This is a genomic window from Niastella sp. sgz303648, from assembly GCF_059587045.1.
In genome coordinates this window covers 59,651-83,740 of the sequence record NZ_JCAPSW010000026.1, presented here as the reverse complement: position 1 = coordinate 83,740, position 24,090 = coordinate 59,651, and the positions used below count along the sequence as shown (strand labels likewise).

Here is a 24,090-nt window from a genome sequence, read left to right as displayed (position 1 = left end):
AGTATGTCTTACCAGATTTATGATAATGGCGCGAGCATTCGCATTGTAAGTGACAGCGGTGAAAAGCTGATTATGAAGCACCAAATTGTACAACTTTCTTTACTTTCTGGTTCTGTTATTAAAATAGACCAGGGCGACCCGCTCACTACTTTATACCTGAATTATTCCGATGTGACTGTGCCGGTCGCAGTTTCTGCCACTGCCTTACGTGATTTACTGAATACCTATGTTACCAATTGTGTTTGCGCCTCCTGTTCAAGCGGTGGCGGGTCGGCACAGCTTGCGGCCAATAATGGGCTATCTGTTGAAAATAACACAGTAGTATTGGGAGAAGCCGTTGATTCAACGTTGGGTGCAGCCACGCTTATAAATAACCGGCAAATCAACACCAATGGCTTTTCCTTAAAGCTGAAATCAAACCGTGTGAATTACACGTCTTTGGGTGCAGAAGGCATACAAATAGTTGGCGAGTTCAATACTGATAGTAGTAGTGGAACTGGCATTCCCGCAGTTCTTGCAATGGGTTGCATTGCCAATAGCAATACAAACTATACTGCTCTTATAAGACGTGACAACGGTTTATATATTTTTCCATTTAAGAAAAAAGCATCCTTTGTATTTCAGGATAACGGCAAGTTGGTTTATGGCGGCGCGGATGGAACAAGCCTTTCTGATGCTGTTGCCGATTTTAACTGCAATGCTACAGCCGGTTTTATGAAAGCTGTAACTCATTTTTCGGAAGACGCAGATGTAGGAGAATCATTTACTGGCAATGCTGTTTATACCAACTTGGAGGCAACACATCCTATTGTTTTATCGCTGGCTTCAACTTCCGTAGGCAGCTTTTTTACATTTTATGCGGCACATGATATGCCCTTTCATATTAGAACCAAATCCGATACCGGCACCATTCGCATTGCAGAGAATGAAACTAGTGGTGGCTATCCACTCACTTCTAACCAAGCAGGAAGTTCCGTTACCTTATGTTTAGTTGCTCCTGACCAATGGGTAACGATTGCTGTTGTAGGAACATGGGTAGCTGAAACTATACCTGCTTAACACCTCTCGATAGATTAATTCACCAACTACATTTTTAATCCATGAAATCAAAAAAAAGATCGTCACGCAACTGTCGGCCAACGTTTCGTATCAGCGAAGCGGGGCATTTGCTTGCTACTACCGGCAGTGCAAGTGCAGGACGCATACTCAGCCATGAAGGAAAAAAGGAAAAGAAGAAACGGTTAAACCGTGGTTGCATGTATGGGGCAAATGAAACGTTTCAGCTTACTGCCAAACAAAAAAGAAACTTGCCTAAAGCCCTGCAAAAAGCCATTCTGGCTCACCACCGCAAGCTGGGAAAAAGAATTATTGACTAACGCTCAAAAGCAAATCGGGTGAATAGTGTAGCTCATAATATCAAGATTGTTATAAAAGGTGATGTACATATAAATAGTACAGCTCGTGGCGACACTATTCCCCCCTTTTATGAAGATGAACTGCTGGGTGAAATAGTTAAACAAAAGCCGGAGATCACTTTCAACACTACCCGTACTTATAAAAATGGTAAAAAAGCGCCCGACGGTATTGAGATACGTTTTGGAACAGCCAGGCCAACAGAACCCGTAAGACAGGTGCTTAAAGATCATGATTTTCAGTTTTCAGAACGGCAAACCATGTGGTACGCTATTGATAATGCTAAATCACGTGCGCTTGCAGAAAAATGGGTGGATGAAGAAGTTGAAGTAGATACCACCCAATATGAAAAACGGAACTTCTGGGCAAAAGTTAGAAATCGTGGGGATTATGACAGCTTTCGAGAGCGTACTGAGTTTTGGGTGAAGGTGGAACCACCTAAATATTTTTACTCCAAAAGTTATTTGGAACGGGCATTTAATGTTCAAGACCTTATAAACAGTGATCAGCTTTATTTCAGAAAATACTATAACGTGGCGGTAGGTGAAGATGAACCAGGAGGTGAAGAATCTACCAGTAATGAACCTGCCAGTAATCAGGATGACAGCCAGGCCATTGCTGATAAACTGGAACTGCTGGCAGATGGAATGCAAAAAGAAATCGATGCCAAAATCAATTCTGCTACTTCACGCCAGCGCCCCACGGCCCGGCGCCGCCGCATTGCTGCTGGTATGCGCGAAGACGGGTACCGGCTACAGGAAATACAACGTGTGCTTTACCGGCTTGCTGATGCACACCGAACTGGCAGCATTGAGAACTATCCTTTCTTAAAAAATATTCGCACCAAATCCCAGGTGAGCTTGCTCAATCAATATGGCCATGCTGTAAAACATTCATGGAGCCAGGACAGCATTCAGGGTATGTTTGATCGAAACAAAGAAGCCCTGCAAAGACTGGGAATTACCAGCGTGTATGAATGGAGTTTAGCAGAGGGGCAAAAGAGTGAGTTGATGCAAGAGGCATCAGGTTCATCCGGGCAAAAGCATTCAGAGCAACAGCAGCAGATACAGGAACTGGAAGACCAGGTTTGGCAAATGAACATTCCTGGCTTTTTTCCTACACCACAGCCTTTAATTGAACGGATGCTTGATTTAGCTGATCTGCGGTCAAATCATTCTGTATTGGAGCCATCAGCCGGTAAGGGGGATATTCTGGATGCAATTACCAACCGGTTCCCTTCGATTCGTCCAAATTTATACGCGATAGAAATTAATTCCAGTTTGACGCAGATTATTGGGTTGAAGGGATATAATTATGAGCGGGATGATTTTTTAACAATTGAACCTGATAAATACCAGGTAGATCGTATTATAATGAACCCGCCTTTTGAAAACAGCCAGGATGTAGATCATGTTACGCATGCACTCAAAATGCTCAAACCTGATGGCCGACTGGTAGCGATCATGGGTGAAGGTGTTTTTTTCCGTCAATTTAAAAAGGATGTTGCTTTCAGAAAATTATTACAGGAAAAGAATGCTTTTATCAGTGAACCAATAAAAGAGGCTTTTAAAAATGCTTTTAATTCCACAGGAGTAAATGTTCGTATTGTGGCTATTAATGCCGATGGCAGTCCGGTCATTTCCGGCAAGTCTTCTAATCAATCAAATATGTCTACAACTACAAACAGCGAGAACGAAGATATGGAGCTTTTGCAACTCGAAGCAGAAGCTGAACTGGAACTACTTAAAATGCGGGTGGAACTGGAACGCAAACGAAAATTGCGTCCGGTTGAAGGCATTCCAACGGTTAATCAGGATAAGCTACAGGAGTTTCGTCGCAAGGCATGGGCTTTACAGCATGATGTAGATATACTGGATTTTAAATAAACTTTTTGCATGTACTCAATAGTAAAATACAAGGATATTATTGCGGGCCGGGATGCGGACACTCGTAAACGCTATGAGATGATTGAAAAATTAAGCAAAGGGTTTACGGTAGAGAACAAAACCGCTTTGGAGATGGATAAACTGCTGGCGGAGCAACTGGATTTGGAAAAGGAAGATGAGGCCGCAACAACAAGCGATGATACCAGTGCAGTTGTAGCTTCAAGGCCAAAGACACGCAGGAACAGCAAACCTTCTGTGTCGCCTGATTTAATAGAAAGTTTTAACGAGCTGTTTGAGGCCCTTAAAAGCCAAACCCCACAGATAATCCGCTATGAATTGCCACGGGTCACTCCCCCAAGTTTTCAAAAGCCGGAGATCAATGATTTTCAGAATATGGTAGATGACCTGGTAATGGGAAATAACGTGTTTCTGGTTGGCGGTGCCGGTACAGGAAAAACCTATCTGGCCGAAAATCTGCTGGCAAAAGCAGCATTGGGTAGGCAACATATCATTATAAACTGTTCCCAATGGACAAGCCCCACGGAAATTATTGGAGGCCAAACAATGGACGGTTATGTGGAAGGTAAACTCATTGAAGCATGGCACCACGGTTATGTGCTGATACTCGACGAGCTACCCAAGATCGACCCCAACACAGCAGGTTTGTTCAATGACGCACTGGCTAAGACCAAAATTCCCAATGCGGTTATTTTCAATGCCCGCAAGGAAAGTTTTTCAAAGCACAACAACTTTGCCTGTATTGCTACAGGTAATATTTATCCTGACAAAGAAAGTATGAGCTATGGGGCCAATAACAAGCAAGACCTTTCCTTATTAGACAGGTTTAGCGGCAGTGTTTATTTTGTTGAAAAGAATCCTGCTATTGAAAGGCAGATCATTCAAAATGATATGCTTTGGAGTGTCTGCGACAAAATGCGCTCAGCCATTGAAGAACTAAAGTATGAGGCGCAGTTATCCCTTCGCTTTATGCAAAACGCGCGGGATACTTATCTGTTGGAAATGCAGCGTAATAATAGTAAAGGTAAGGATGGGGTAAAAGCCAATGAGGGCAAAACCTTTAAGGCCGCTGTAGATAGCTACCTCTCCACATTTACCGAAGTGCAGCAAAAAAACATAAAAGACAAAATCCGGTATCAGGAAATATTTACACATTATGAGTACCGGGGCTTTAATACAAATAAACTGGTATACTAATGCGGGCTTTTATAAAAGATGATTTTAAGAACCTGTTGGATTATAAAGGGTGGGTTAATAGTCAAATACCCGCCATAGAAGCTATTAACCCGCCTGATCTTGCCTCGATCAGTGATAGCTATGTTCAGCTCTTGATTAAAACTGAAAAGGCGTGGTTTGGTGAAGGAACAACCCTGGCTGAACTAAAGGCAGGCATTACAGAATATAAAAATCCGGCGTTGATTGAACAGTTATATAACAAGGTCGAGCATGGACTTTCTCTCAATATTAAAAACAGAATAAAAGCTAAAAAAGTCAATTATAATGCTATGGGATTAGGGGTTTTTATGTTTGACCGCGCGGCAATGGGTATGTACCGGCTGAAGGAGTTCTACAGTCCTTCCTTGCAAAAGGTGGTGGAGCCAGAGGAAGTTCGGAAAGGCAAAAAAGATTTTGAACTGATTAAAGATGGTTCTGCCGTTATGGAACGCTGGGAACAAAAGCCGGATGGCAAACCGAAGGTTCGTACTACCAATAAAAATGTATTCGCCTATTTTCCGCATGCCCCAAAAGATAAAAATGCAGTGGAATTATTTTTAAGCTGTGGCGGCGCATCAGAAGTTACTGCGGAGGAATTTTTATACAGCGGCATAACCGCGATTATAATTTCAGAACTACTTACAAAGGCACGCATTAAAGTGAGGATTAATGTAGTGATTGGAACCTCGCCAAATACTAACCGCGACCCTTATTATGCCTGCATCGTTCCTGTGAAAAACTATGATGAAACGCTTGATAGAAATGTGGTGGCGCTTTTATCTTCCGATCCCCGCTTTTATCGGTATGATGGTTTTAAAGGCATTTTAGCCGTAACGCATCATTTTGGTACAAAGCCGGTTATACTTTATGGCGCTGATGGGGAGCAATTGAAAAAAATATTGGAAACCTCTGGTTATGCAGCTAACAATTCAATGGCACAGCACCGGTATTATTTTGGCCGCACTTTTTCCGAATCAGCGGCTATACAAAAGGTAAATGAAACTATTAGTGATTTAGCAGAAAAGTTAACGCAATAATGAATGAAAGCCCTTTATATCGCCCCCGGTTTTATGAGTTTTTAGAGCGGGCTGAAATAGATCCCGCAATGCTTCCGGTTACGCTTCAAACCCTGATTGAAAAATATGAGCATGCGTTTGCATCTTGGCAGCAGGAAGCACCGGACGAGCAGGGCGAGTGGTTGGAAGTATTGGTAAAAGCGGATGCCGTTGTGTGCGCTAAAATCTATCAGCAATATAAAAGCAGGTTGGAAGCAGGGCAGGTGGATAAGGTAAAACTTATGGCGTTACGGGCAAAAGCACTGCAACTAAAATGGAAATTAGCTAAAGTTTAAAAATATATCCTATGATCACAGCTAAGAATTACTTTGAAAAAGTAAAGCAAATAAAGGCGAGTGCTTTACCTGATAAACTCAAAGAGGGATATGATTTTGTAAAAGAGGTAACGGAGAATCATACTACCTGGGAATATTATAACTCTGATAAAGATATAAAAGCTACCGTTGATGAATATATGGCAAACATTTCTGATTATGTTTCTAACAAACAGGAAACAAAAAAATCAAATGAAAAAGAGGCCGGTAAAAATCAGGGAAATGAGCAACTGGCAAGGGAAGCCGCTAAAAAGTTAATCAGAGGTTACGTAGAAAGAGGAGATTCAGTAGAGCAATTGAAAAAATCGATGATGGGTTCATCAGGCACCGGTTATTCAGCCATGATACGGGGCAATAAAATTATAGTAGATGAACTGGAAGACAAAGAGGTAAATTTTTCATTTCCCTTGCAAAGTGTATATAATGAGATTTTGGAGGAACTACCAGCTAAAAAAGGGGTGCCTGTTAATTCCAAACCTAAACAGAAACAATCTACCCCTACTAAGACTACACAGGTACATATAAGTACCAGTAATGCAAAACCGGTTGAACGGGTTGATGATGCCGTTCGCTTTATTAAGCGGTATGCCTTAATGCATGGAAAAGAAAAGACGGATGTTCAGATACTACAATTTATTAATGCACTGCAAAAGGCTATTATTGAAAAGCGGATTAGGAAAAATTCACCCTATGCAAAAGAGATCAGCTATATACAGGAGAACCTGGTAAAGCTGTATAACGTGATGAATGGTAAAGTCGAAATTAAGGTAAACGATAAAGTGCTTAAAAATTTCCTCACCATTGCCGGTTCTCAAAAAATCAGGTTATCGGTAAACTATTTAAAACGCTATATCGGTATCCAGGGCAAGCATATCAATAAAGAAAAAGCAAAGAAGCTGATTGATCTGATGAAAAATGCGGTAAAGAAAGGAGATATAACAAAAGCTGACCCCTATGCACAAAGACTGGATAACGTGTATTTGTCTTTGCAGAAGTTTGTTGATGTAGCCAGGAAAGACGACACACTGGAAGTACATAAATCAATATTGGAAGGTATTCAGGAGGCATTGGATGGTTGCTGCTGTTGCGAAAGGAGTAGCCATAAAAAGAGTAAATCATTACATGGAATTGATGCGCCAATGCTGGAAGCAGTTCCGATTGAAAATGTCAATAACGAGATCATGGGCAGTGTTGAGTTTACCCAGCTTAATTTTGACACACTGGGCTTTATAGGAAAATGGAAAGACCTGATCGGTGACCCGGCAGAGGGTTTTACCGCTATGGTATATGGGCCGCCAAAATTTGGTAAAAGTTATTTGTGTATTGACTGGGCGGGTTATTTGGCACGCCATCATGGCAATACTCTATATGTTGCCAGGGAAGAAAAGTTGCATAAAACGCTCCAGCAAAAATTGATTGAAAAAAAAGCACAGCATCCTTGTCTTAAATTAAGCAATTTTCTTCCCGATGATCTGACTGGCTACCAGTTTATTTTCCTTGATAGCGTAAGCAAACTCGGCTTAACGCCTGCTGATCTGGATACGTTAAAAGCAAGCAATCCCGGTAAATCATTTATTGAGGTTTTCCATGTCACGAAGGGCGGTAAATTCCGTGGGCCGAACACCCATCAACATGATGTCGATGTAGTGATTGAAGTGCCGGAACGAGGTAAGGCTATTCAATTTGGCAGATTCAATCAGGGAGGCGAAATGGAAATATTTGATACCGTACAAGCTGCTTAAGCTATTACAAATAAACCTTAAAAAATATCTTATGGTAAAACGTGAAGAATTAATCGCCATGCGAGCAATCGCTATTTGTTTCAAACCATTTTTAAAACCAGAGGAAGCGTGTATATATACCAATTTGGGCCGAACACAATTGGCTAAAAAATGTGAAGAGTTTGGAGTTTATAAGAATAATAACGGGTATTATAAAAAGGAGGATATTGATAAGATGCTGGCTGGCGAAACCTGTTTTAATAAAATGTCAGGTAAGCCAAAATGATCGCTAAATGTGCCCGGCAACAGTGAATTGTTTTCAATTAGCTTTCTAATGTGAAAGGGGGCAAAACGGTATAAAACCCGTTTTGCCCCTTTTTATTGGTGGCTACTCCCTACCTGGGGGCAGATATTATTAATACCGATTTGACCTGTTCAAAAACTTATGCTGTTTTTTCATCCAATTATATTAAATTAATGAAATTTGTATACAACGATATAATAAAAGGTATATGAGAATTGTGATTATCTGTAACGCTCAGGATAAAAATTATCTGCGGAATGTTTTATTACAAAACAACATTGCAGCGCATGATAATATAATATTTTTCTCAAACTTTAAAGAGGTTGAGGAATTTATTATTAATCATTTGCATCAAAATAAACAGCATATTGATTTGATTATTACAGCCAACAAATTAGAAAATAATAATTTTCACATACATCTTGTCGATTGGTTACGGTATAGCTCACTTGAATATTCAGATAAAAATTTCAAAGTTAAGGCACTACCAATTATACTGTACGATAAAGAAATCAGAAGCAGTGATTATTTTTTTCATAGGTTTGATGCAACTGTAGAACGGAATCCCAACGATAATCATTCTTATTTTTTATCTGTTATAAATGCTGTAGTAAAAAGGTCAAGAAACAAAGTTTTTGACGATCTGGAGTTATTAAAAATTGATTTTGACTTATTGCAGAGCGGGTATTCTCAGAATTTTGATATTTATTACTCTTTAAAAATAAAAACCGACCCGGAATACTGGGCAGGCAGAACAGAACTGCTCTCTGAAAGTTTCATCCGAAATCCCCAAATTTTAAGATATGACTGGTTACAATCGGATAGGCTACAAATGGAGGAGGATATTGATAAATACGAGCATATTATTAAAACTCTTACCCGTTATGATAGGGTGAACTCAGAGAAAAGAGTGTTACATAGCTTGTATAACAATGCTCCCTGGTTATTGAAATTGGACTTATTCAGAGCGCCTATTTACGAACCTGCCTTAATGAAGAATGCGACGCAATATGAAGAACCGGACTATTTGCTACCTTCTGCTTTTCCTGGTGTTATACCTACAAATATTACCGAAGTAAAGCCCCACATATTTCCAATTTTGCATAAAAGATCACGCAAGCCAGGATTTAAGCAGCCATTTAATGATGGGCTAATTCAATTATCAGACTATGAACGGCTTGTTCGGAAAGGAGCGGGAAGAAAAAGACTGAATGAGCAGTTAGACTACAAAAGTACAGAGCTGAATTTTACTTTTCTTGCCAGCAATGATCGGGAGATTGATCGAAATATTAAGCGTGTGGAGGAATTAAGAAAAGATCATTTCCCCAAAATTAAGATCGTAACTCATAACGAAAAATTAATTGAGGCGGTTAAATACTACGAAAGAAAGCAATCCAACAGCATCGTTAAGTAATTAAATCTTTTTCAGAGTTTTGTTAAAAGCGGGCTGCCTTACAAATAAGGCAACCCGCTTTTTAAGTTAATTGGCTAAGTTTAAAAAATAAGGCATTTGCTCTGGCGAAGGCAAATAGCTAATAGCTTCTATTTGGCTTTTCGGCCTGTGCCTTTTATACGTTTTTCTTACCTGTTCTGTAGTTGCATGCCCCATCAAATAAGCAATAGTAGCATCATCCACATTTCTATCTTGTAATAAAATCGAAAAACTTAACCGGGCACAAGACCAGGTAATATGCTTTTCAATTCCGGCGGCTTTAACCCAGGTATCAAGTACTTTATTCGCACCATCGGCAGTTGGCAAATAAAACACCCGTTTGCTATGCCTGTTGCTGATTGTGGCTTTTCGTCGTTGCCTGTCAAGTACGGATTTGGCGATGGGGTGTAACGTTAGTGTTACCGGCAGACCGGTCTTTTCCTGTATTATGCGAGTAGTTAAAATATTATCCCGAATATCCGTCCATTCCAGTTTCTTTACATCAACCCAACGAAGGCCGGTATAACAGCTAAATACGAATGCAGCTTTTACTTCTTCATTAAAACAAGGAGTATTAAGTAGGGATAAGTATTCTTCTATTTCCAGATTGTCTTTTAGTTTCACCGAAGGGTTGGCTTTTGCAAAGACTTTTTCAGTAGGCTTTTTATGAAAATAACCATCACTTTCCGCAGCATTGACTACCCATTTAAACCGGGAGAAATAATTCAACGGCGTTTGCCCGGTATATTTATCCAACAGATATTGCCGGAAGCGTTTGCAAAAGTTTTCCGTTATATCAATAGGCGCAATAAAATCACTATTGATAAACAGTTTAAACTGGGTGAAGCTATTGATTAAATGCCGGTTCCCCTTTCGGCTGTTTTTGTCAACAAAATCCTGGTAGTAATCCACGAAGTTGGTTTTAAACTTATGGGCAGGTATAAAGGCGCTACCTATTGCCTGTTGTTCGATGGTTAATTGGCTCTTTTTGGTTTCAAGAAGGGCAAGTGCCTGTTTGTTGTGGTTCTTTTGGATTTGATCTTTGGGTTTGGTGTAAATAAAAATGCCGGTAGAAGGGCGTTGACCAGGGCCGCGACCATAATCATAATAAAAAGTGATCTTGTCGCCATTTTTGCTGGGTCTTTGTAGAAAATTCATAGAATAAGGTTTTAAAAATGATAGAATAAGGGTTCAATGAATATGCCATTCAAAGCAGGTGTGTCAGAATGCGTGCTTGTTTTTGACACAAAAAAAATGAAGTGCGAAAAAGTGATAAAAAGTGAAAGAAAAATTTTGTTTCTGCATTCTTCTGAAACCCTTGTCAGTACTGACGTTTCGGCTGAATTATGACTGCCAAAACGGTGTGTCATTGGGTGTGTCAAATGGTGTGTCAAACAGGGTGTGCTTGGCCCTTTTTTGATAAAGTTATCCACATGTGCGTGCTGGTGGTGTAACAGTGCCGCTACATCGAAATGGTGTGTCATTTGGTGTGTCAATTTTGTGTCAGAAATAGTGGTAGAAAGCGCGAAAAATGACACATTTTTGACAAGCACCAAATAAAAAAGCCGTGTAAATCAATGACTTACACGGCTATAATGTGCCCAGGACTGGATTCGAACCAGCACATCCTTGCGGACGCTGCGACCTGAACACAGTGCGTCTACCAATTTCGCCACCTGGGCATTCAGGATTTTATAATAAACTTATAAGATCTTTCCGTATTTGTTGATGTACCCGGAACTGGAACCGAACCGGCACAACCGGGAGCTATTTCAGCACCCCGTTTTTAATTCGGGTTGCAAATATAGAGCTTAAAATGAATCTGCAAAAATTTAGGCTGAATTATTTTACAAAAAATGCCCTCCATCTATGCAGAAAACCAGCCACTTAGCTCCCGGGAAGGGGCTTTGCATCGATAAAACCGGGGCCGTTAAACAATTCGACTTTCACTTTATTATCGGCAAACTGCATCTGGATATATACCTCGGCGCAAACTGTATGTGAATTCTGCTTTGCAGGGACCCATTGACCGGAAGTGGAATTCAGAAACTGCATGTACAAATCTTTAGTTTCGCTATCGTTCATCCTGCTCTTTATTTCCACTACCAGCGTATCACCTGTAACAATTAAACTATACAGTTTGGTTCCTTTTTGGGGCATGGCATTGTTCTTAATTAAATACGCAGCAAGTGAATCTTCCAGCGCAGCAATGCCATTTTTATATCGAGGCAGTGTATCAGCCTGTGTAAAAACCTTGTCGCAATACTTAAAGGCATCGTCTATGTATTCCGTCTGGGCAAAAAGACAGGTTGGAAACAAAACAATAGCTACAATTACAGGAATAAAAGGTTTATGCTTCATTAATATTCGTTTAAGGGTGTTTACAAATTTAAGGATTTTGAGATTTAAGGATTTTGAGATTTAGGGATTTTGAGATTTAAAGGCAATCACGAAATCTCAAAATCCCTAAATCAATAAATAAAAAACAGGCTGCCCCGATTAACTCGGGCAGCCTGCTGTATAATAAAATCTTCCCTGCAGGAACTTTTACATTCCCGGCTACTACATCGAAACAGGTGCTACTTCGCCAGAGGGAGAGTATCTTTAGAATGAAACCAACAATTAGTTTTCAGGGCAGATGTCTGTATAATGGCTGGTTTTTCAATAATCACGTTATGGATTACACTACATGAATTATAAATACAGGCGCTTTATCGCAACCAGGAGCAAATATTCATAAAAGAAAGGATGTACGAAAAGACCTATAACTAAATTACATAAAACTAACTAAATAACAAAATGATGTTATAATAATTGCTTACTGTAAGCCCGCACAATCAATAGAAATCGTTATTGCAATACAACAAACTTCCACATCCTGAATCTTTGGGGCAATTAGCCTATAAGGTTACTTTTTACCCCAGTTCCACCGCACCGATAAATTCACTACACGGCCATCGATCGGCGCCCATAATGGCTTAAAAGTGGGATTGGTAATAGTACCTGTATACAACGCTTCGCGCCGGCTTTGGCGATAGTCTAACAAATTTTCACAGTTCAGCACCACACTAACGGCATCCCCGAATTTTCTTTCAACCATAGCGGCCATAAACATATAACCGGGTGTTTTGGAATCGTTATCGCGATATTGGTTGCCGGTATACGAACCTTCGAGGCCAAAGCGCCATTTTTCGGGAATTTCATGTACAATCACAAAGGCCATGCGGTTGCGTGGCGTAAGCGGCATAAACTGGTTTTTCTCTACATATTTTCGCTCGGCAATAGTATAGGTATAGCCTGCATACAATTCCCAGTCGTGAATTTCTAACTTAACATAGGTATCGAAACCGCGCGTTAATATATGACTGCCTGCATTGGCAAACGTAACCTGTTCATTGGCCTGTTCGGTGGCAACAACGGGGTTATTGATCTGCGTAAGAAAAAAAGCATGATTAATGAACAACGATGCTTCTTCGCTGAACTCTTTTTTATAATTGATCTCTGCATTATAACCGGTCGATTTTTCGGCTTCTATTCCGGGCGGAAGCGGTTGTATATGCTGAATGGGATAATCTACAGTTTGAACAGCCAGTGGGTTAGGCGTTTTATACCCCCACCCTACTCCCAAACGGGTGGCCCATTGTTCACTGAAGCGATGAAACAAGGCTATACGCGGCAAAATAAAATTTCCATAGCGGTTGTGATGATCGGCCCTGATACCGGCTTCGAGTACGGTATTAACGGGTAAGTTAACGGTTGCCTGTGCAAAAGTGCCCAGGGTATTATTGTCGAAATTGTTTAACGCTACGGAATCAGACGGCAGTTTTTTAAACCGGTCGCCGGTTGCATTTACGCCGGCCACTATGCTGTAATTTGTTTTGGGTATCAGTAAGGAGGCTTCTGTATAATAATTCAGCTGGTTGCCGTTAAAGTAATGGATGTTGGTGGTAATGCTTCTGTCGAAAGAACTTACACTGGCCTTTACTTCCAGCTTATTGCCATTGCCTGTGGTATGCTCAATCAGCATATCTCCGGTATGGCGCGCCGTTTGGTTCTTTTCAAAATACTGGTGTATGGCGTCTTTGTTTCCTTTGATCACCTGCATATCGCCCCCGTTGCGGGTTTCGAAAGTACCGGTATATCCAAATGCCATGGTTGTTTTACTACCGGGATAAATAAAAAAACGTGGATGCACGATCACGGCATCTAATTTTGGCACATCCGAAAAAGAATCGTGGTTAACGTCTGTTGCGCCCTGATGGGTAACGGCGCCGAAAAAACTATATCCAACCGTTTTATTTCGTTTGGCGATATAGGTATTGAAATTACTTTCTTTTAATGTGGTTTGGTTCAATGTTATAATACCTTCCTGTTCGTAACGGGGCCTTTTTGAAATAAGGTTGATTAGTCCGCCGATAGCGCCGCCGCCATACAATGTTGAGGCCGATCCTTTGATCAGCTCTACCTGCTTTAAATCGAGCGGCGGTATCTGCAATATGCCAAAACCGCCGCTGAATCCGTCGAACAATGGCATACCGTCGCGTAGTATTTGTGTGTATCGTCCATCGAGGCCCTGAATGCGTACATTCGAATTACCCGATATGGCCGACGACTGTTGTATTTGTATACCGCTTATATCACCTAAAATACTGGCGATGTTGCCGGGCTTTATGGTGTTTTCTTCATCCATTTCTTCTTTTCCCAATACTTCTACTTTAAGGGGGGAATTTTCCATTCGCTGATTATTACGGGTACTGGCCACTACAGTTACCAGCTCCAGCGATTTATCGGTGGCCGGTAACAATATTTCATGCCAGGTGGTATCGGGCAGGGTAACCGTTAATTCAACCACATTGTACCCTACATGTGTAAACTGAAAAGTGTATTTACCGGCGGGCAATGTCATTACTATCTGTCCGCTGTCGTTACTCAATACCGGCTTAGCCGAATGGGCGGTAACCGTTACACCTGGTAATACCTGTGCAGTAGCTTTATCTTTAACAACAGCGCGAAATATTTCCTGTGCAGTGGCTCCCCCAAAACAGATGCTGAGCAACAAAGCGATCAGACAGCCTTTCATCATGCAGCTTATCATTTGTGCGCAAACGTAGCGGGTAATTCTGTATAAAATCTGAAGCAATTAACTATGTAAATCAACAGAAAATACATGCATGGCATGCTGATATTTATAGGTAAATGTATATCCCGCCATAGCACACACCTGTTGTACAATACTCAGGCCAAGACCATTTCCCTGCAAACTGGTTTGGGGGTGACGATAAAACCGGTGGCTTATTTTTTCGGGATCAAGGGCCGGTAAGGATGAACTGTTTGAAATAGTCATATGTTCCGGCGTGCATTCAATAATAACTTTTCCGCCCGGTATATTATATCGTAGAGCATTGTTCAGCAGGTTACTGATCATCACCTCGGCCAGGTGGCGGTTAAAACTAACAGTTACCGGCATTATACGTTGTTCGGCAATGATCTTTTGCGATGCCATCAGTTCGGCAAGCTCATCTGTTTTTTCGTTTATAAGTTCATCGAGCTGTATGGTTTCATTCAAAACAAACTGCCGGTTCTCGATGCGGGCAAGCAGCAACAAAGCCTGGTTCAGCCGGGTTAACCGGTTAACCTGTTGCTCTATGGTTTGTATGGCCGAACCATGCTGTTGTAAAAACCGTTCATCCTGCATCAGCGTTTCGGTATGGGTTTGAATAACAGCCAGCGGGGTTTGCATTTCATGAGCGGCATTGGCGCTGAACTCTTTTACTATGCGGTAATCGTGCTGCGCCCGCTCTGTCATCATCATCAGTCGCTGGTTCAGCAAATCAAATTCGCTGATATTGCAAACCGGCAACTGTATGGCCTGCTGATTTACGAGCTGGTAGCGCTCAACCTGCTGCACAGTATTGTAAAATGGTTTCCATAACCGTTGTATCACTATGCGGTTAATAGCATATCCGGTGAGTAATATCAGGGCTATCATACCGGCGCCGGTGAGTATAACTATTTGCAGCAGATCGTCGGTCTCCATTTGCGATTTGCTCACGGTTACCCGGTAGTTTTTGCCCGATGCATTGATGCCGAATACCAGTTCGCGTATCCATTCATATTCTTTTTCTACGGCATTATAGCTTTTGCGCGACGAAAAGGTAGTTGCCCGTAGCGGGTCTTTTACAGGTGCAAAAGCAATTCGCTGGTTATAGGCATTCACAACTTCCGGCAGACGATTATATTCTTTTACGTAGGCTGTAATTTCGGTTTGTTCGGTAAGCAGGGTTTCATCCAGCTGCCTGATGAGCACATACCGTACTACAAAATAAAATGCCATACAGCCCACCACAAATACCAGCATAATGGCAGCAATGCTGATGCGGTTATATTTTGTAAATAATTTCATTTGAGCGAGAATTTATACCCCATACCATACACGCTGTGTATATAATCGCCGGCGCCATGCTGTATGAGTTTCTTACGCAGATTTTTTACATGTGTATAAATAAAATCATGGTTATCGTTCATGCCGGCATCATCACCCCAAAGGTGGCTGGTAATAGCATTTTTCGAAAGAACGCGGTTTTTGTTTACCAGAAAATAAACCAGCAGTTCGTACTCTTTGCGGGTTAGTGGTATTTCGTTGTTTTGAATGGTAACCGTTTTGGCTATTACATCTACCTGTATCTCTTCGAACCGGATCAGGGTATTTCCCTGCCAGTTTTTACGGCGAATGATTGAGGCTATGCGTGCACTCAGCTCGGGCAGGTGAAACGGCTTGGTAAGGTAATCATCGGCCCCCGACTGCAGGCCGGCTAATTTATCGTCGAGCTCGTTGCGGGCAGATATGATGATCACCCCATCGTTCTTTTGGTTGGCTTTTAACTGTTTAAGCAATTCCAAACCGCTGCCGCCAGGCAACATGATGTCCAACACAATGCAATCGTACTGATAGCATTCTGTTTTTTCCAGCGCGTCGTGGTAATTGTTAACCGACTCACACAAATATTGCTGGTGCTGAAGGTAATTGACCATGGCCTGGTTCAGCGATGGCTCATCCTCTATGATCAGAACTTTCATACCCCTTGTTTATGCAAAGTAAGGTATCAAAACTGAAGAAAATCTGGAAAAAATCCCCTAAAACAGCAGGTATAACTATTGCACTGCTGCAAGCATTATTTTAACGTATGACGATCAGGAACCGGTTTTTTATTGTTTGGATGATGGCATTGGGCATGGGTTGCCGTTCGCGCTGTGAAAAGGTTGTAAACATAGTTACGGACACGGCAGATACATCGGCTCAATTTACAGGCTTTAATTTTTTTGTTCTGGGCGACTGGGGCCGGCGGGGCAGCGCCTGTCAGCAGGCGGTTGCCAGTCAAATGATCGCCCGGGCCTCCAAAAAACATCCTGCTTTTATTATAACCACCGGTGATAATTTTTATCAGGAAGGTGTGCAGTCGGTTTATGATACGCACTGGACCGAATCTTTTAGTAATGTTTATAAAGAGCTGACGAAAAACTATAACTGGTACCCGGTATTGGGCAATCACGATTACGAGGGCGATGCCAGGCCATGGGCCGAGTTTGCCTATCACCGCATCAACCCCCGCTGGAATATGCCCTGGTTTTATTCAACACGGGTAGCGCATACGCCCGATCATCAGGCCGTGCGGTTTGTTTTTATTGATACCAATCCTTTTTACATCTATTATTATTTTTCAGGCGAAAACCGCTTTGTTGCATCGCAGGATACCGCCAAACAACGCCGATGGATCGATTCAACCCTGGCGAAGGCAACGGAGCCATGGAAAATTGTTGTTGGACATCACCCTGTATTTTCCTGCGGTACCGACCATGGCAATACGCGCGAATTGATTGAACTGTTAAAACCTTTGCTTGAAAAATATAAGGTACAGGCTTATTTAAGCGGGCACGACCACAACCTGCAACACGAGCGCCCCGCCGGCAGTTATGTTGATTATTTTGTTTGCGGCGCCGGATCTGAAGTGAACGATGTTAACCAAAAAGCCGAAACGAAATTTGCTGAAAGCATACCTGGCTTTGCCGATATTGCCATCAGTAACGATACCTTGCGGTTGCAGTATATCGATTACAAGGGAAAGGTTGTTTATTCATATGTAAGAAAACGATAAGTCAGGATTTTAAATTTCTCGCGAAGGCGCTAAAAATGTCGAATATTGAATATTAAATGTAGAATGGTGAAATAGAAACAACTTCAACATTTGTCATTGAAAATTCAGTATTCAATATTGCGAAATACTTATCTTTTCATCAGCTTCGCATGAAACAATCGTTTATTGCCCGCTGTTATCTCCAGCACATACATGCCTTTTACCAGCCCGGGAACCGCAATATTGATGAAATGACTGCCCGCCTGCAATTGTTCATTGGTACGAAATACTTCCCTTCCGTAAAAATCTATCAGCCGTATGCTTACAGCTTCATTCGACTTCAATGGCAATTGTACCTGCAGGTTTTTATCGAACGGATTGGGCGATACCTGTATATCGCTTCCTTTTGAATTTATACGAATGATGCCTGAATACGTATGGCTGCCACCCCTTTGCACAATCTTCAGGCGGTAATACCGAAGTGCGGCATACCCATGCGCTTTGTCGGTATAACTGTAATTATATTCCCTGTTCATAGCATCCTGCGCCGCCACTTTACCAATGGTAGAAAATGAAACACCGTTTTCGGCATATTCTATTTCAAACCAGGCCACATTGTCGTTGTTCGGGAGCGACCAGTACAATACACTTAACTCATTTTGCAAATCGCCTTTGAATTTCAGGTTGTTTAAAGGCAATACACCATCTGTAAAAAAACAGGTTGGCGATTGACCGCCTGTTTGCGTAGGATCGTTTGAATTTACAAATATGGTATTGCCATCTACATCAAGCAGCATGACTTTCGATTGGTTACAGATCTGCTGAAGGGGTTCTGTTTTAACCCAAAATTTCACTACCGCTTTATTGGCGGCGCCTGGCTTAATGATGCCGCTTTGTTCACCGGGCGAATTGATCAACTGGCCTCCTGTTACAGAATAAGGCATCAGTGCTGCCACATCGGCTACCGGATCGCCATTTAATGTAGTTGAATTGGGAACATAACTGGTAGATGGTGGAATATAATCATACAGCTTAACACCTGCTGCATTTATGTTACCGGTATTGGTTACTTCAATGCTGTATTCAACTGTATCGCCTCCTGTTACATACTGACTTCCGTTGATGTTGCGGAATGTTTTATTGGCCGTTATAGCGCTTGCCAGTACCGGAAAACCACAACTGGTAAAATCTCCGCTTGTCCATACATTGCTCAAAGAACCTGCTATGGAAGTCGCCTGCATGGTACTCAGGTTCACTTTATAAACATCCTGGTACGACCCGCCGATATATACATTACCGGCTGCATCGATGGCTATGGCGTTGGATGCAGCGCTGGGAAACGGATTTACTGAACCCAGAAAAGTAGCCAGCCGGGTAGCAGGGTTTATTTTATACATGTTGCTTGAATTCACAATCATGTATAAATTACCTGAGCCATCGGCAAAAATATCACCACCACGTTCGTTCAGCACATTATTTATACCATTATTGGCGTCGTTAATAAGAGGTCCCAGTTGTGTTATGGTTGGAATATTGGTTACCGGGTCAACAGTAAATCTGATCATGTCTTCACCATTTGAAGTAATGGCATAACCTGATCCGTCAGAGGCAAAAGCCATCCGGTTGATGTTATACCCCGTTGAGGTATTTGTTTCGAGCGGATAGCCGGTGAACTGTTTCGCACAAACAGGTGAAGCGTTTAAATCAACATAACAAAGGTTCTGTGAGGGATCTGTTATGTTGTTTACAAAGTAAATTCTGCTGGTGTTTTTATCATAGGCAATGGCAGCTGAGTAAGTTAACAAACTACCTGCCGGCAGTGAAGCGCCGGTAAGGGCGTCATAACAAACACCCGCAGCGCCATCGAACAAAACGGGACCGCCTGTACCGTCAGCGGTATTCAGGGTTTTAAAATTCCGGTAAGGATACGTGGGAGGAAGTCCATATGCCAGATCGGGCGTTGACTGATAAATAACCGAACAGTTATTATCGGGTGTAAGGTTGGTAAATACGGTGTTGGTGTTTTGTATGATCGATACGCCATTGTAAGTGGCATCTACAGTACCATAGTTTGAAATGTTTCCGCCATTGGCGGTTACTTTAACCTGAAAGGTAACTGTGGCAGCTACATTGGGAGCCAGTATACCCGCCCCATACAAAGGCGAATTAATAAGTCCTCCGCTACCGGCATAAGGCATTTTACCGGCTGCATCTGAAACAGCCACACCGTTCAGCGTAGTGGAACCAGCTATATAGGATACTCCTGCGGGGATATTATCGTATAATCGCGCACCTGTGAAATTTAAAGATGAGAGATTTTTTACAACGATGGTATAAATTAGTATATCGTCCTGCGAAGCAGCTGTTCCATCTCCGCCCGCGGTATAGTTCTCTACTGTTTTGTTGAGGTGTAACGACTGGGCCTGTATGCCCTGCCCTACACTCATTATCGATAAAGAAATGAGCAGTACTCTTATTAAATAGTGTAATGGTTTCATAGGTTGGATTTTTCAATCCTGAAATTGAACGTTAGTATACAGTCTCAATAAAAATAGATGAATGATCAGCAGCAGAAGAACTGCTGAATAACAAAAATCAAAAAAATAAGGGTTTACAGGCGGTGTGCCTAAAAAGAAGTATACATGCAGGTATGCGTACTACTCGCTTAAAACATTCACGAAAGTGCAGGCACAGCAGCACCTTGCATAATCTTTTTCAATAATCTGATTGATATATATCAAATTAAGCAGGTTGACTTTAGTCAAAATTGAATCCCGGTTGTTTTAATAATGCTACTAATCAGAGCCTTAACCAAAAGTCGCGGTGTTTCTACATCGGGGCTTTATTTTATATCACGCATCGTCATCAGGTTTACATAACCTACCTTTCCGCTATTACTTCCTATACTAATTTATTAACTGCATATTACACCTATGAACAAGGCTATAGTGGTATGATTACAAACGCCGTCTGAAGCAGGCGGCGTTTTTCGATTTAGACCCCACGAATAGAAATGCTATTAAGTTAAGGGCAATTAGTTTCGCGCAAAGGCGCTAAGCCGCAAATAAGATCTCCTGGCGATCTTAAAACTCTGACAAAACAAGGCATTAAATATATTAAACAAGGCAAGAATGTTCAGCGTCGCTTCGCGACTTTGCGCGAAACACAAAAAAAACGTCCGCCAAACGGCGGACGACGTTAGCTAATTATGCTTCCCTTACTGCTTATCCGCGCGAAGGTGAAGTCCCAATACCATTTTCAATAATTTCGATAATAATTTCAATCAGTCCCATAGAATAATTGCTTTAAGGTTTTCCCTACTCTGTTAAGGCTTTTCGGAATCCGCCTGCAACAAGATAACTTTAAATTATCACCTATTCATCAATGAACCGCATCATTTTATCATAACGGAAAACCTTATATACTTTTAGCTTACCGCAAAACAGATAAACATATAAAATAAAACATATTATTTTTTTATGATCACTTCAAATCAACCCGTTTGCCGGTTTTTACGGCCTGGTAAATGGCATCGATGACGGCCAGGTCCTTCACAGCCTCTTCCCCATCAACGGGAACTACGGGCTGTTTACCATCGAGTATGATCGCTGCCATTTCATCCATTTGTATGGTTTGATGCGTTATATGCGGTTGTGTTAATTCGCCTTTATGCGTACGGCCCTGAATGGGTCCGTAACCGGTAGCCGGCATTAATTCGGCAAAGCCTTTTTCGCCATTCAGAAAAAAGCGATCAAGATTATTCATGCTGTAGGTAGATAAACACGAAGCCACCGCACCACCGGGAAAGCCTAACTGAAACTGAATGGTCTCATCTATTCCTTCTTTAAATTTACCGGAATTGTTTTTGGTTTCTTCGGCAGTAACCCAAACAGGTTCTTCACCGGTCATATAACGCGAACCATTAATTGAATAAATACCTATATCCATCATGGCGCCGCCGCCCGATAACTGTTTGTTCAACCGCCATTGATTTTGGTCGCCGATGGTAAAACCGCTTAATCCCTGAAAGAATAATATTTTGCCAAACTCACCGGCCTTTCGCATGCGTATGATCTCAAGCGTTTTTGGTTCAAAGTGCATCCTGTACCCTACCAGCAGTTTCACCTTCGCCTTTTTACACGCGTCAACCATTTCCTGCCCTTCCTTTGCATTTACCGCCATCGGTTTTTCGCAAATAACATGCTTGCCCGCTTTGGCGGCACGTATTACATAATCATGATGCAGGGCATTGGGTGTAATTACATATACGGCATCTATATCAGTATTATCTTTTATGCGATCGAAATTTTCGTAGTTGTAACAATTGGCCGGGGAAATGCCATATTTCGATTGCCAGTTGGTGATCTTGGCGGGTGTGCCGCTGATTACACCGGTTAGCTTCGCCCGCTTGCAGGCCTGCATGGCTTCGGCCACACGGGTGCCATAACTGCCCAGCCCCATAATGGCCACACGAAGCGTGGGACCATCGGCCGGTTCATTGATAGATGGATAACCTTTAACGGTATCATCGGGCAATATTAACGGAAAGGCCATGGCCGATGCTGCCAGTTGCTGTAAAAAGTTGCGACGCGAATTCATGGATGAAAGTTTTTTGGTGAATGGTGAACCTGCCTGCCATCAGGGCAAGGGTCAATGAATCAATATTATTGAATTAAGAATGTCTCGCGCAAATACGCAAAGCCGCAAAGTTGATCGCTTCGCGATCTTTAAGAATGCTAAGAAAATGCTTGCGCCCTGGCGCCTTTGCGGGAAACCAAAATCTTTAATCTGGCCTTTGCCCGATAATTTACTCAATTTTATTAAACTGCAAATGCAATACCCGGCCGCTGTTCACCTCAAACCCGGTCATTTGTTTTTTATTATTACGCGTTACGAGTAAATGGCGCATCCACCAATATTCGGTTATAATATGATCCGGGCCGGCCAGCGTGAGCGGCGAATCGTTGTATTTGCTATTGGTAAGAACCAGTTTGTGATCTTTCAATTCAATTTTATACCGGCACTCTAATTCGGGGCTATAATAAGTACCCACATACGTTTTCAGTATCTCATCTGACGATGCTAAAGGTTGGTATTTTTTTAAAAGCCGTTTGTCGCCTCCATCGTCGACAAACACCGTAGTATCGCCGCCCGGCTTTATATTAAATGAAAATTTCACTTTAGGGTCCGAAATCATCGAAAAGGTATCCTTATTATCTTTTACCAAAAGCAGTCTGTCGCCATAAAGTTCTGCAAACATTTTTTTGCCGGCTAACCTGAAATCAATTTGTAAACCCTCGTCACCTATATACCCACCGGCGAACTTTTTCATGGCAAGCGTATCTCTTAAATCGGCTATGCTGCTGTCGGTCTGTTTGGGTGCTTCGGCAAACTTTTTTACCGTGGTATCGGTTATAAACAAAGCGGCGATCTGGTTTGCACATTTTGTGGTGTTAACATCGCCGAGGTTACTAAATACGGCAATACCCATTTTTTTATCGGGAAAAATCGCTAAAAAGGTCCTGTACCCGGCATCGGCGCCTCCATGCATAAATTCTCTCCAGCCATTATATTTATCAGAAATTATACCCAACGCATAATTTATTTCACGGCCGCTGTTCAGTTTGCCTTTTGTGGTTAACAGGTCAAAATCTTTTTGATCGCCTACTGTATGATCATAAAAGTTGATGACCCATTTACTCATATCGGTGATATTGGTAAACAAACTGGTGGCGCCCGAATTGGAATAGCTTAATATACTGTTGGCAAAATGCGTATTATCCTGCCGGCTGTAGGAGTAGGAACGGTTTTTAACGATCTCGGTGCAATCATCGTGAAAATGCGTGTTGGTCATGCCCAGCGGTTTAAAAATAGCCGAGTCGGTAAACTGTCGCAGGGTTTGTCCGGTAATACTCCGCACCACTTCGGCCAGCAGGGCAAAATTGCTGTTTGAATAATTGTATCGTTCACCGGGTTTTGAATTCAGCGCCTGTTGTTTAGACAATACTTTCATAATATGTTCCTGCGTAATTACATCGCTCATTCCGGTGCCTGATGTGGTCAGCAATTGCCAGTGGTCGCGTATGCCGCTGGTATGGTTTAACAGATGCCTGATGGTGATCTTTTCTTTCAGATCGGGAAACCAGGGCAGGTATTTATGAATATCATCATCGGGTTGCAGTTTACCCTGTTTGGCCAGCAATACAATGGAGAAGGCGGTGAACTGCTTCGATATCGAAGCCATATGAAAAATGGTTTCCGGCGTAATGGGAACGCCATATTCAAGGTTGGCCATTCCATAACCTTTGGCAAAAATGAGTGAGTCGTTTCGAATAATGCCTACCGCGCAACCGGGGCTATAGTTATTATCCCATTTCGCAAAAACCGCATTAATCTTTTTTATAATAGAGTCGGGCAATGCCTGTGCATGTACGTTGGTTATTGATACAATAATAAACAGGAATAAAAACAATGACCTGGCTACCGGCCTTTTCATACCATACAAATTTGTGATTACAGAAAAGCTATTTTATTCCTATAAAAGTATACCGAACTTTTTGTTATGGTATTACCGGTTAT

General features: G+C 41.9%; 18 protein-coding genes and 1 tRNA gene. 10 read left to right on the top strand and 9 right to left on the bottom strand.

Annotated features, from left to right (window positions below; all coding sequences use genetic code 11):
* Positions 1-3: 3 nt before the first annotated feature.
* The 9 genes from AC59IL_RS37085 (at position 4) to AC59IL_RS37045 (ending at position 9,361) form a co-directional block, all read left to right on the top strand.
* Positions 4-1,059 (top strand): hypothetical protein, encoded by a 1,056-nt coding sequence (locus AC59IL_RS37085; protein ID WP_496557304.1) that lies wholly within the window; start codon positions 4-6, stop codon positions 1,057-1,059.
* 41 nt (positions 1,060-1,100) lie between these two features.
* Complete coding sequence (locus AC59IL_RS37080) at positions 1,101-1,376, top strand: hypothetical protein (protein WP_496557303.1); 276 nt, start codon at positions 1,101-1,103, stop codon at positions 1,374-1,376.
* Between the two features lie 18 nt (positions 1,377-1,394).
* On the top strand, positions 1,395-3,299 hold the full coding sequence (locus AC59IL_RS37075; RefSeq protein WP_496557302.1) for a DNA methyltransferase family protein: 1,905 nt from the start codon (positions 1,395-1,397) through the stop codon (positions 3,297-3,299).
* 9 nt (positions 3,300-3,308) lie between these two features.
* Entirely contained in the window at positions 3,309-4,514 is a 1,206-nt protein-coding gene (locus AC59IL_RS37070) for an AAA family ATPase (protein ID WP_496557301.1), read from the top strand.
* Positions 4,514-5,569, top strand: coding sequence for a DUF7192 family protein (locus AC59IL_RS37065; RefSeq protein ID WP_496557300.1), 1,056 nt, complete (start codon positions 4,514-4,516; stop codon positions 5,567-5,569). Before AC59IL_RS37070 ends, AC59IL_RS37065 begins: the two co-directional genes overlap by 1 nt.
* Positions 5,569-5,883: a hypothetical protein gene (locus AC59IL_RS37060; RefSeq protein ID WP_496557299.1), complete on the top strand. Its 315-nt coding sequence runs from the start codon at positions 5,569-5,571 to the stop codon at positions 5,881-5,883. Before AC59IL_RS37065 ends, AC59IL_RS37060 begins: the two co-directional genes overlap by 1 nt.
* Positions 5,884-5,894: 11 nt before the next feature.
* Positions 5,895-7,664 carry a hypothetical protein gene (locus tag AC59IL_RS37055; RefSeq protein ID WP_496557298.1) on the top strand — a complete coding sequence of 590 codons (1,770 nt, stop codon included), beginning with the start codon at positions 5,895-5,897 and terminating at the stop codon, positions 7,662-7,664.
* A 31-nt stretch (positions 7,665-7,695) separates the two neighbouring features.
* A complete protein-coding gene (locus AC59IL_RS37050) occupies positions 7,696-7,929 on the top strand; it encodes a hypothetical protein (protein ID WP_496557297.1) in 234 nt (77 codons plus the stop codon).
* Between the two features lie 226 nt (positions 7,930-8,155).
* Complete coding sequence (locus tag AC59IL_RS37045) at positions 8,156-9,361, top strand: hypothetical protein (protein WP_496557296.1); 1,206 nt, start codon at positions 8,156-8,158, stop codon at positions 9,359-9,361.
* 66 nt (positions 9,362-9,427) lie between these two features.
* On the opposite strand, the gene AC59IL_RS37040 is transcribed toward AC59IL_RS37045, so the two are convergent.
* The 6 genes from AC59IL_RS37040 to AC59IL_RS37015 all read right to left on the bottom strand — a co-directional run bounded on the left by AC59IL_RS37040 (position 9,428) and on the right by AC59IL_RS37015 (position 16,456).
* The gene (locus tag AC59IL_RS37040; protein ID WP_496557295.1) at positions 9,428-10,537 is read right to left on the bottom strand and encodes a site-specific integrase; all 1,110 of its coding nucleotides are present in this window, start codon (positions 10,535-10,537) and stop codon (positions 9,428-9,430) included.
* 440 nt (positions 10,538-10,977) lie between these two features.
* A tRNA-Leu gene (locus AC59IL_RS37035) sits at positions 10,978-11,061 on the bottom strand.
* Between the two features lie 205 nt (positions 11,062-11,266).
* The gene (locus AC59IL_RS37030; RefSeq protein ID WP_496557294.1) at positions 11,267-11,740 is read right to left on the bottom strand and encodes a hypothetical protein; all 474 of its coding nucleotides are present in this window, start codon (positions 11,738-11,740) and stop codon (positions 11,267-11,269) included.
* Positions 11,741-12,287: 547 nt separating this feature from the next.
* Positions 12,288-14,462 carry a TonB-dependent receptor gene (locus AC59IL_RS37025; protein ID WP_496557293.1) on the bottom strand — a complete coding sequence of 725 codons (2,175 nt, stop codon included), beginning with the start codon at positions 14,460-14,462 and terminating at the stop codon, positions 12,288-12,290.
* Positions 14,463-14,519: 57 nt separating this feature from the next.
* On the bottom strand, positions 14,520-15,782 hold the full coding sequence (locus AC59IL_RS37020) for a sensor histidine kinase (RefSeq protein WP_496557292.1): 1,263 nt from the start codon (positions 15,780-15,782) through the stop codon (positions 14,520-14,522).
* Entirely contained in the window at positions 15,779-16,456 is a 678-nt protein-coding gene (locus tag AC59IL_RS37015) for a response regulator transcription factor (protein WP_496557291.1), read from the bottom strand. The genes AC59IL_RS37020 and AC59IL_RS37015 overlap by 4 nt, the downstream gene beginning before the upstream one ends.
* A 107-nt stretch (positions 16,457-16,563) precedes the next feature.
* Here AC59IL_RS37015 and AC59IL_RS37010 point away from each other — a divergent pair, with 107 nt between their 5' ends.
* Positions 16,564-17,532, top strand: a complete 969-nt coding sequence (locus tag AC59IL_RS37010) for a purple acid phosphatase family protein (protein WP_496557290.1) — start codon at positions 16,564-16,566, stop codon at positions 17,530-17,532.
* Between the two features lie 128 nt (positions 17,533-17,660).
* On the opposite strand, the gene AC59IL_RS37005 is transcribed toward AC59IL_RS37010, so the two are convergent.
* The 3 genes from AC59IL_RS37005 to AC59IL_RS36995 form a co-directional block, all read right to left on the bottom strand.
* Positions 17,661-20,009, bottom strand: a complete 2,349-nt coding sequence (locus AC59IL_RS37005; protein ID WP_496557289.1) for a T9SS type A sorting domain-containing protein — start codon at positions 20,007-20,009, stop codon at positions 17,661-17,663.
* Between the two features lie 985 nt (positions 20,010-20,994).
* A complete protein-coding gene (locus AC59IL_RS37000; RefSeq protein ID WP_496557288.1) occupies positions 20,995-22,110 on the bottom strand; it encodes a Gfo/Idh/MocA family protein in 1,116 nt (371 codons plus the stop codon).
* A gap of 208 nt (positions 22,111-22,318) precedes the next feature.
* The gene (locus tag AC59IL_RS36995; protein WP_496557287.1) at positions 22,319-24,007 is read right to left on the bottom strand and encodes a serine hydrolase domain-containing protein; all 1,689 of its coding nucleotides are present in this window, start codon (positions 24,005-24,007) and stop codon (positions 22,319-22,321) included.
* Between the last annotated feature and the right edge of the window lie 83 nt (positions 24,008-24,090).

Coding starts and splice junctions, on each gene's coding strand:
- AC59IL_RS37085 (WP_496557304.1), top strand. CDS start 4: ATGTCTTACCAGATTTATGATAATGGCGCGAGCATTCGCATTGTAAGT.
- AC59IL_RS37025 (WP_496557293.1), bottom strand. CDS start 14,462: ATGATGAAAGGCTGTCTGATCGCTTTGTTGCTCAGCATCTGTTTTGGG.
- AC59IL_RS37015 (WP_496557291.1), bottom strand. CDS start 16,456: ATGAAAGTTCTGATCATAGAGGATGAGCCATCGCTGAACCAGGCCATG.
- AC59IL_RS37045 (WP_496557296.1), top strand. CDS start 8,156: ATGAGAATTGTGATTATCTGTAACGCTCAGGATAAAAATTATCTGCGG.
- AC59IL_RS37000 (WP_496557288.1), bottom strand. CDS start 22,110: ATGAATTCGCGTCGCAACTTTTTACAGCAACTGGCAGCATCGGCCATG.
- AC59IL_RS37050 (WP_496557297.1), top strand. CDS start 7,696: ATGGTAAAACGTGAAGAATTAATCGCCATGCGAGCAATCGCTATTTGT.
- AC59IL_RS37040 (WP_496557295.1), bottom strand. CDS start 10,537: ATGAATTTTCTACAAAGACCCAGCAAAAATGGCGACAAGATCACTTTT.
- AC59IL_RS37030 (WP_496557294.1), bottom strand. CDS start 11,740: ATGAAGCATAAACCTTTTATTCCTGTAATTGTAGCTATTGTTTTGTTT.
- AC59IL_RS37055 (WP_496557298.1), top strand. CDS start 5,895: ATGATCACAGCTAAGAATTACTTTGAAAAAGTAAAGCAAATAAAGGCG.
- AC59IL_RS37010 (WP_496557290.1), top strand. CDS start 16,564: ATGACGATCAGGAACCGGTTTTTTATTGTTTGGATGATGGCATTGGGC.
- AC59IL_RS37080 (WP_496557303.1), top strand. CDS start 1,101: ATGAAATCAAAAAAAAGATCGTCACGCAACTGTCGGCCAACGTTTCGT.
- AC59IL_RS37065 (WP_496557300.1), top strand. CDS start 4,514: ATGCGGGCTTTTATAAAAGATGATTTTAAGAACCTGTTGGATTATAAA.
- AC59IL_RS37020 (WP_496557292.1), bottom strand. CDS start 15,782: ATGAAATTATTTACAAAATATAACCGCATCAGCATTGCTGCCATTATG.
- AC59IL_RS37060 (WP_496557299.1), top strand. CDS start 5,569: ATGAATGAAAGCCCTTTATATCGCCCCCGGTTTTATGAGTTTTTAGAG.
- AC59IL_RS36995 (WP_496557287.1), bottom strand. CDS start 24,007: ATGAAAAGGCCGGTAGCCAGGTCATTGTTTTTATTCCTGTTTATTATT.
- AC59IL_RS37005 (WP_496557289.1), bottom strand. CDS start 20,009: ATGAAACCATTACACTATTTAATAAGAGTACTGCTCATTTCTTTATCG.
- AC59IL_RS37070 (WP_496557301.1), top strand. CDS start 3,309: ATGTACTCAATAGTAAAATACAAGGATATTATTGCGGGCCGGGATGCG.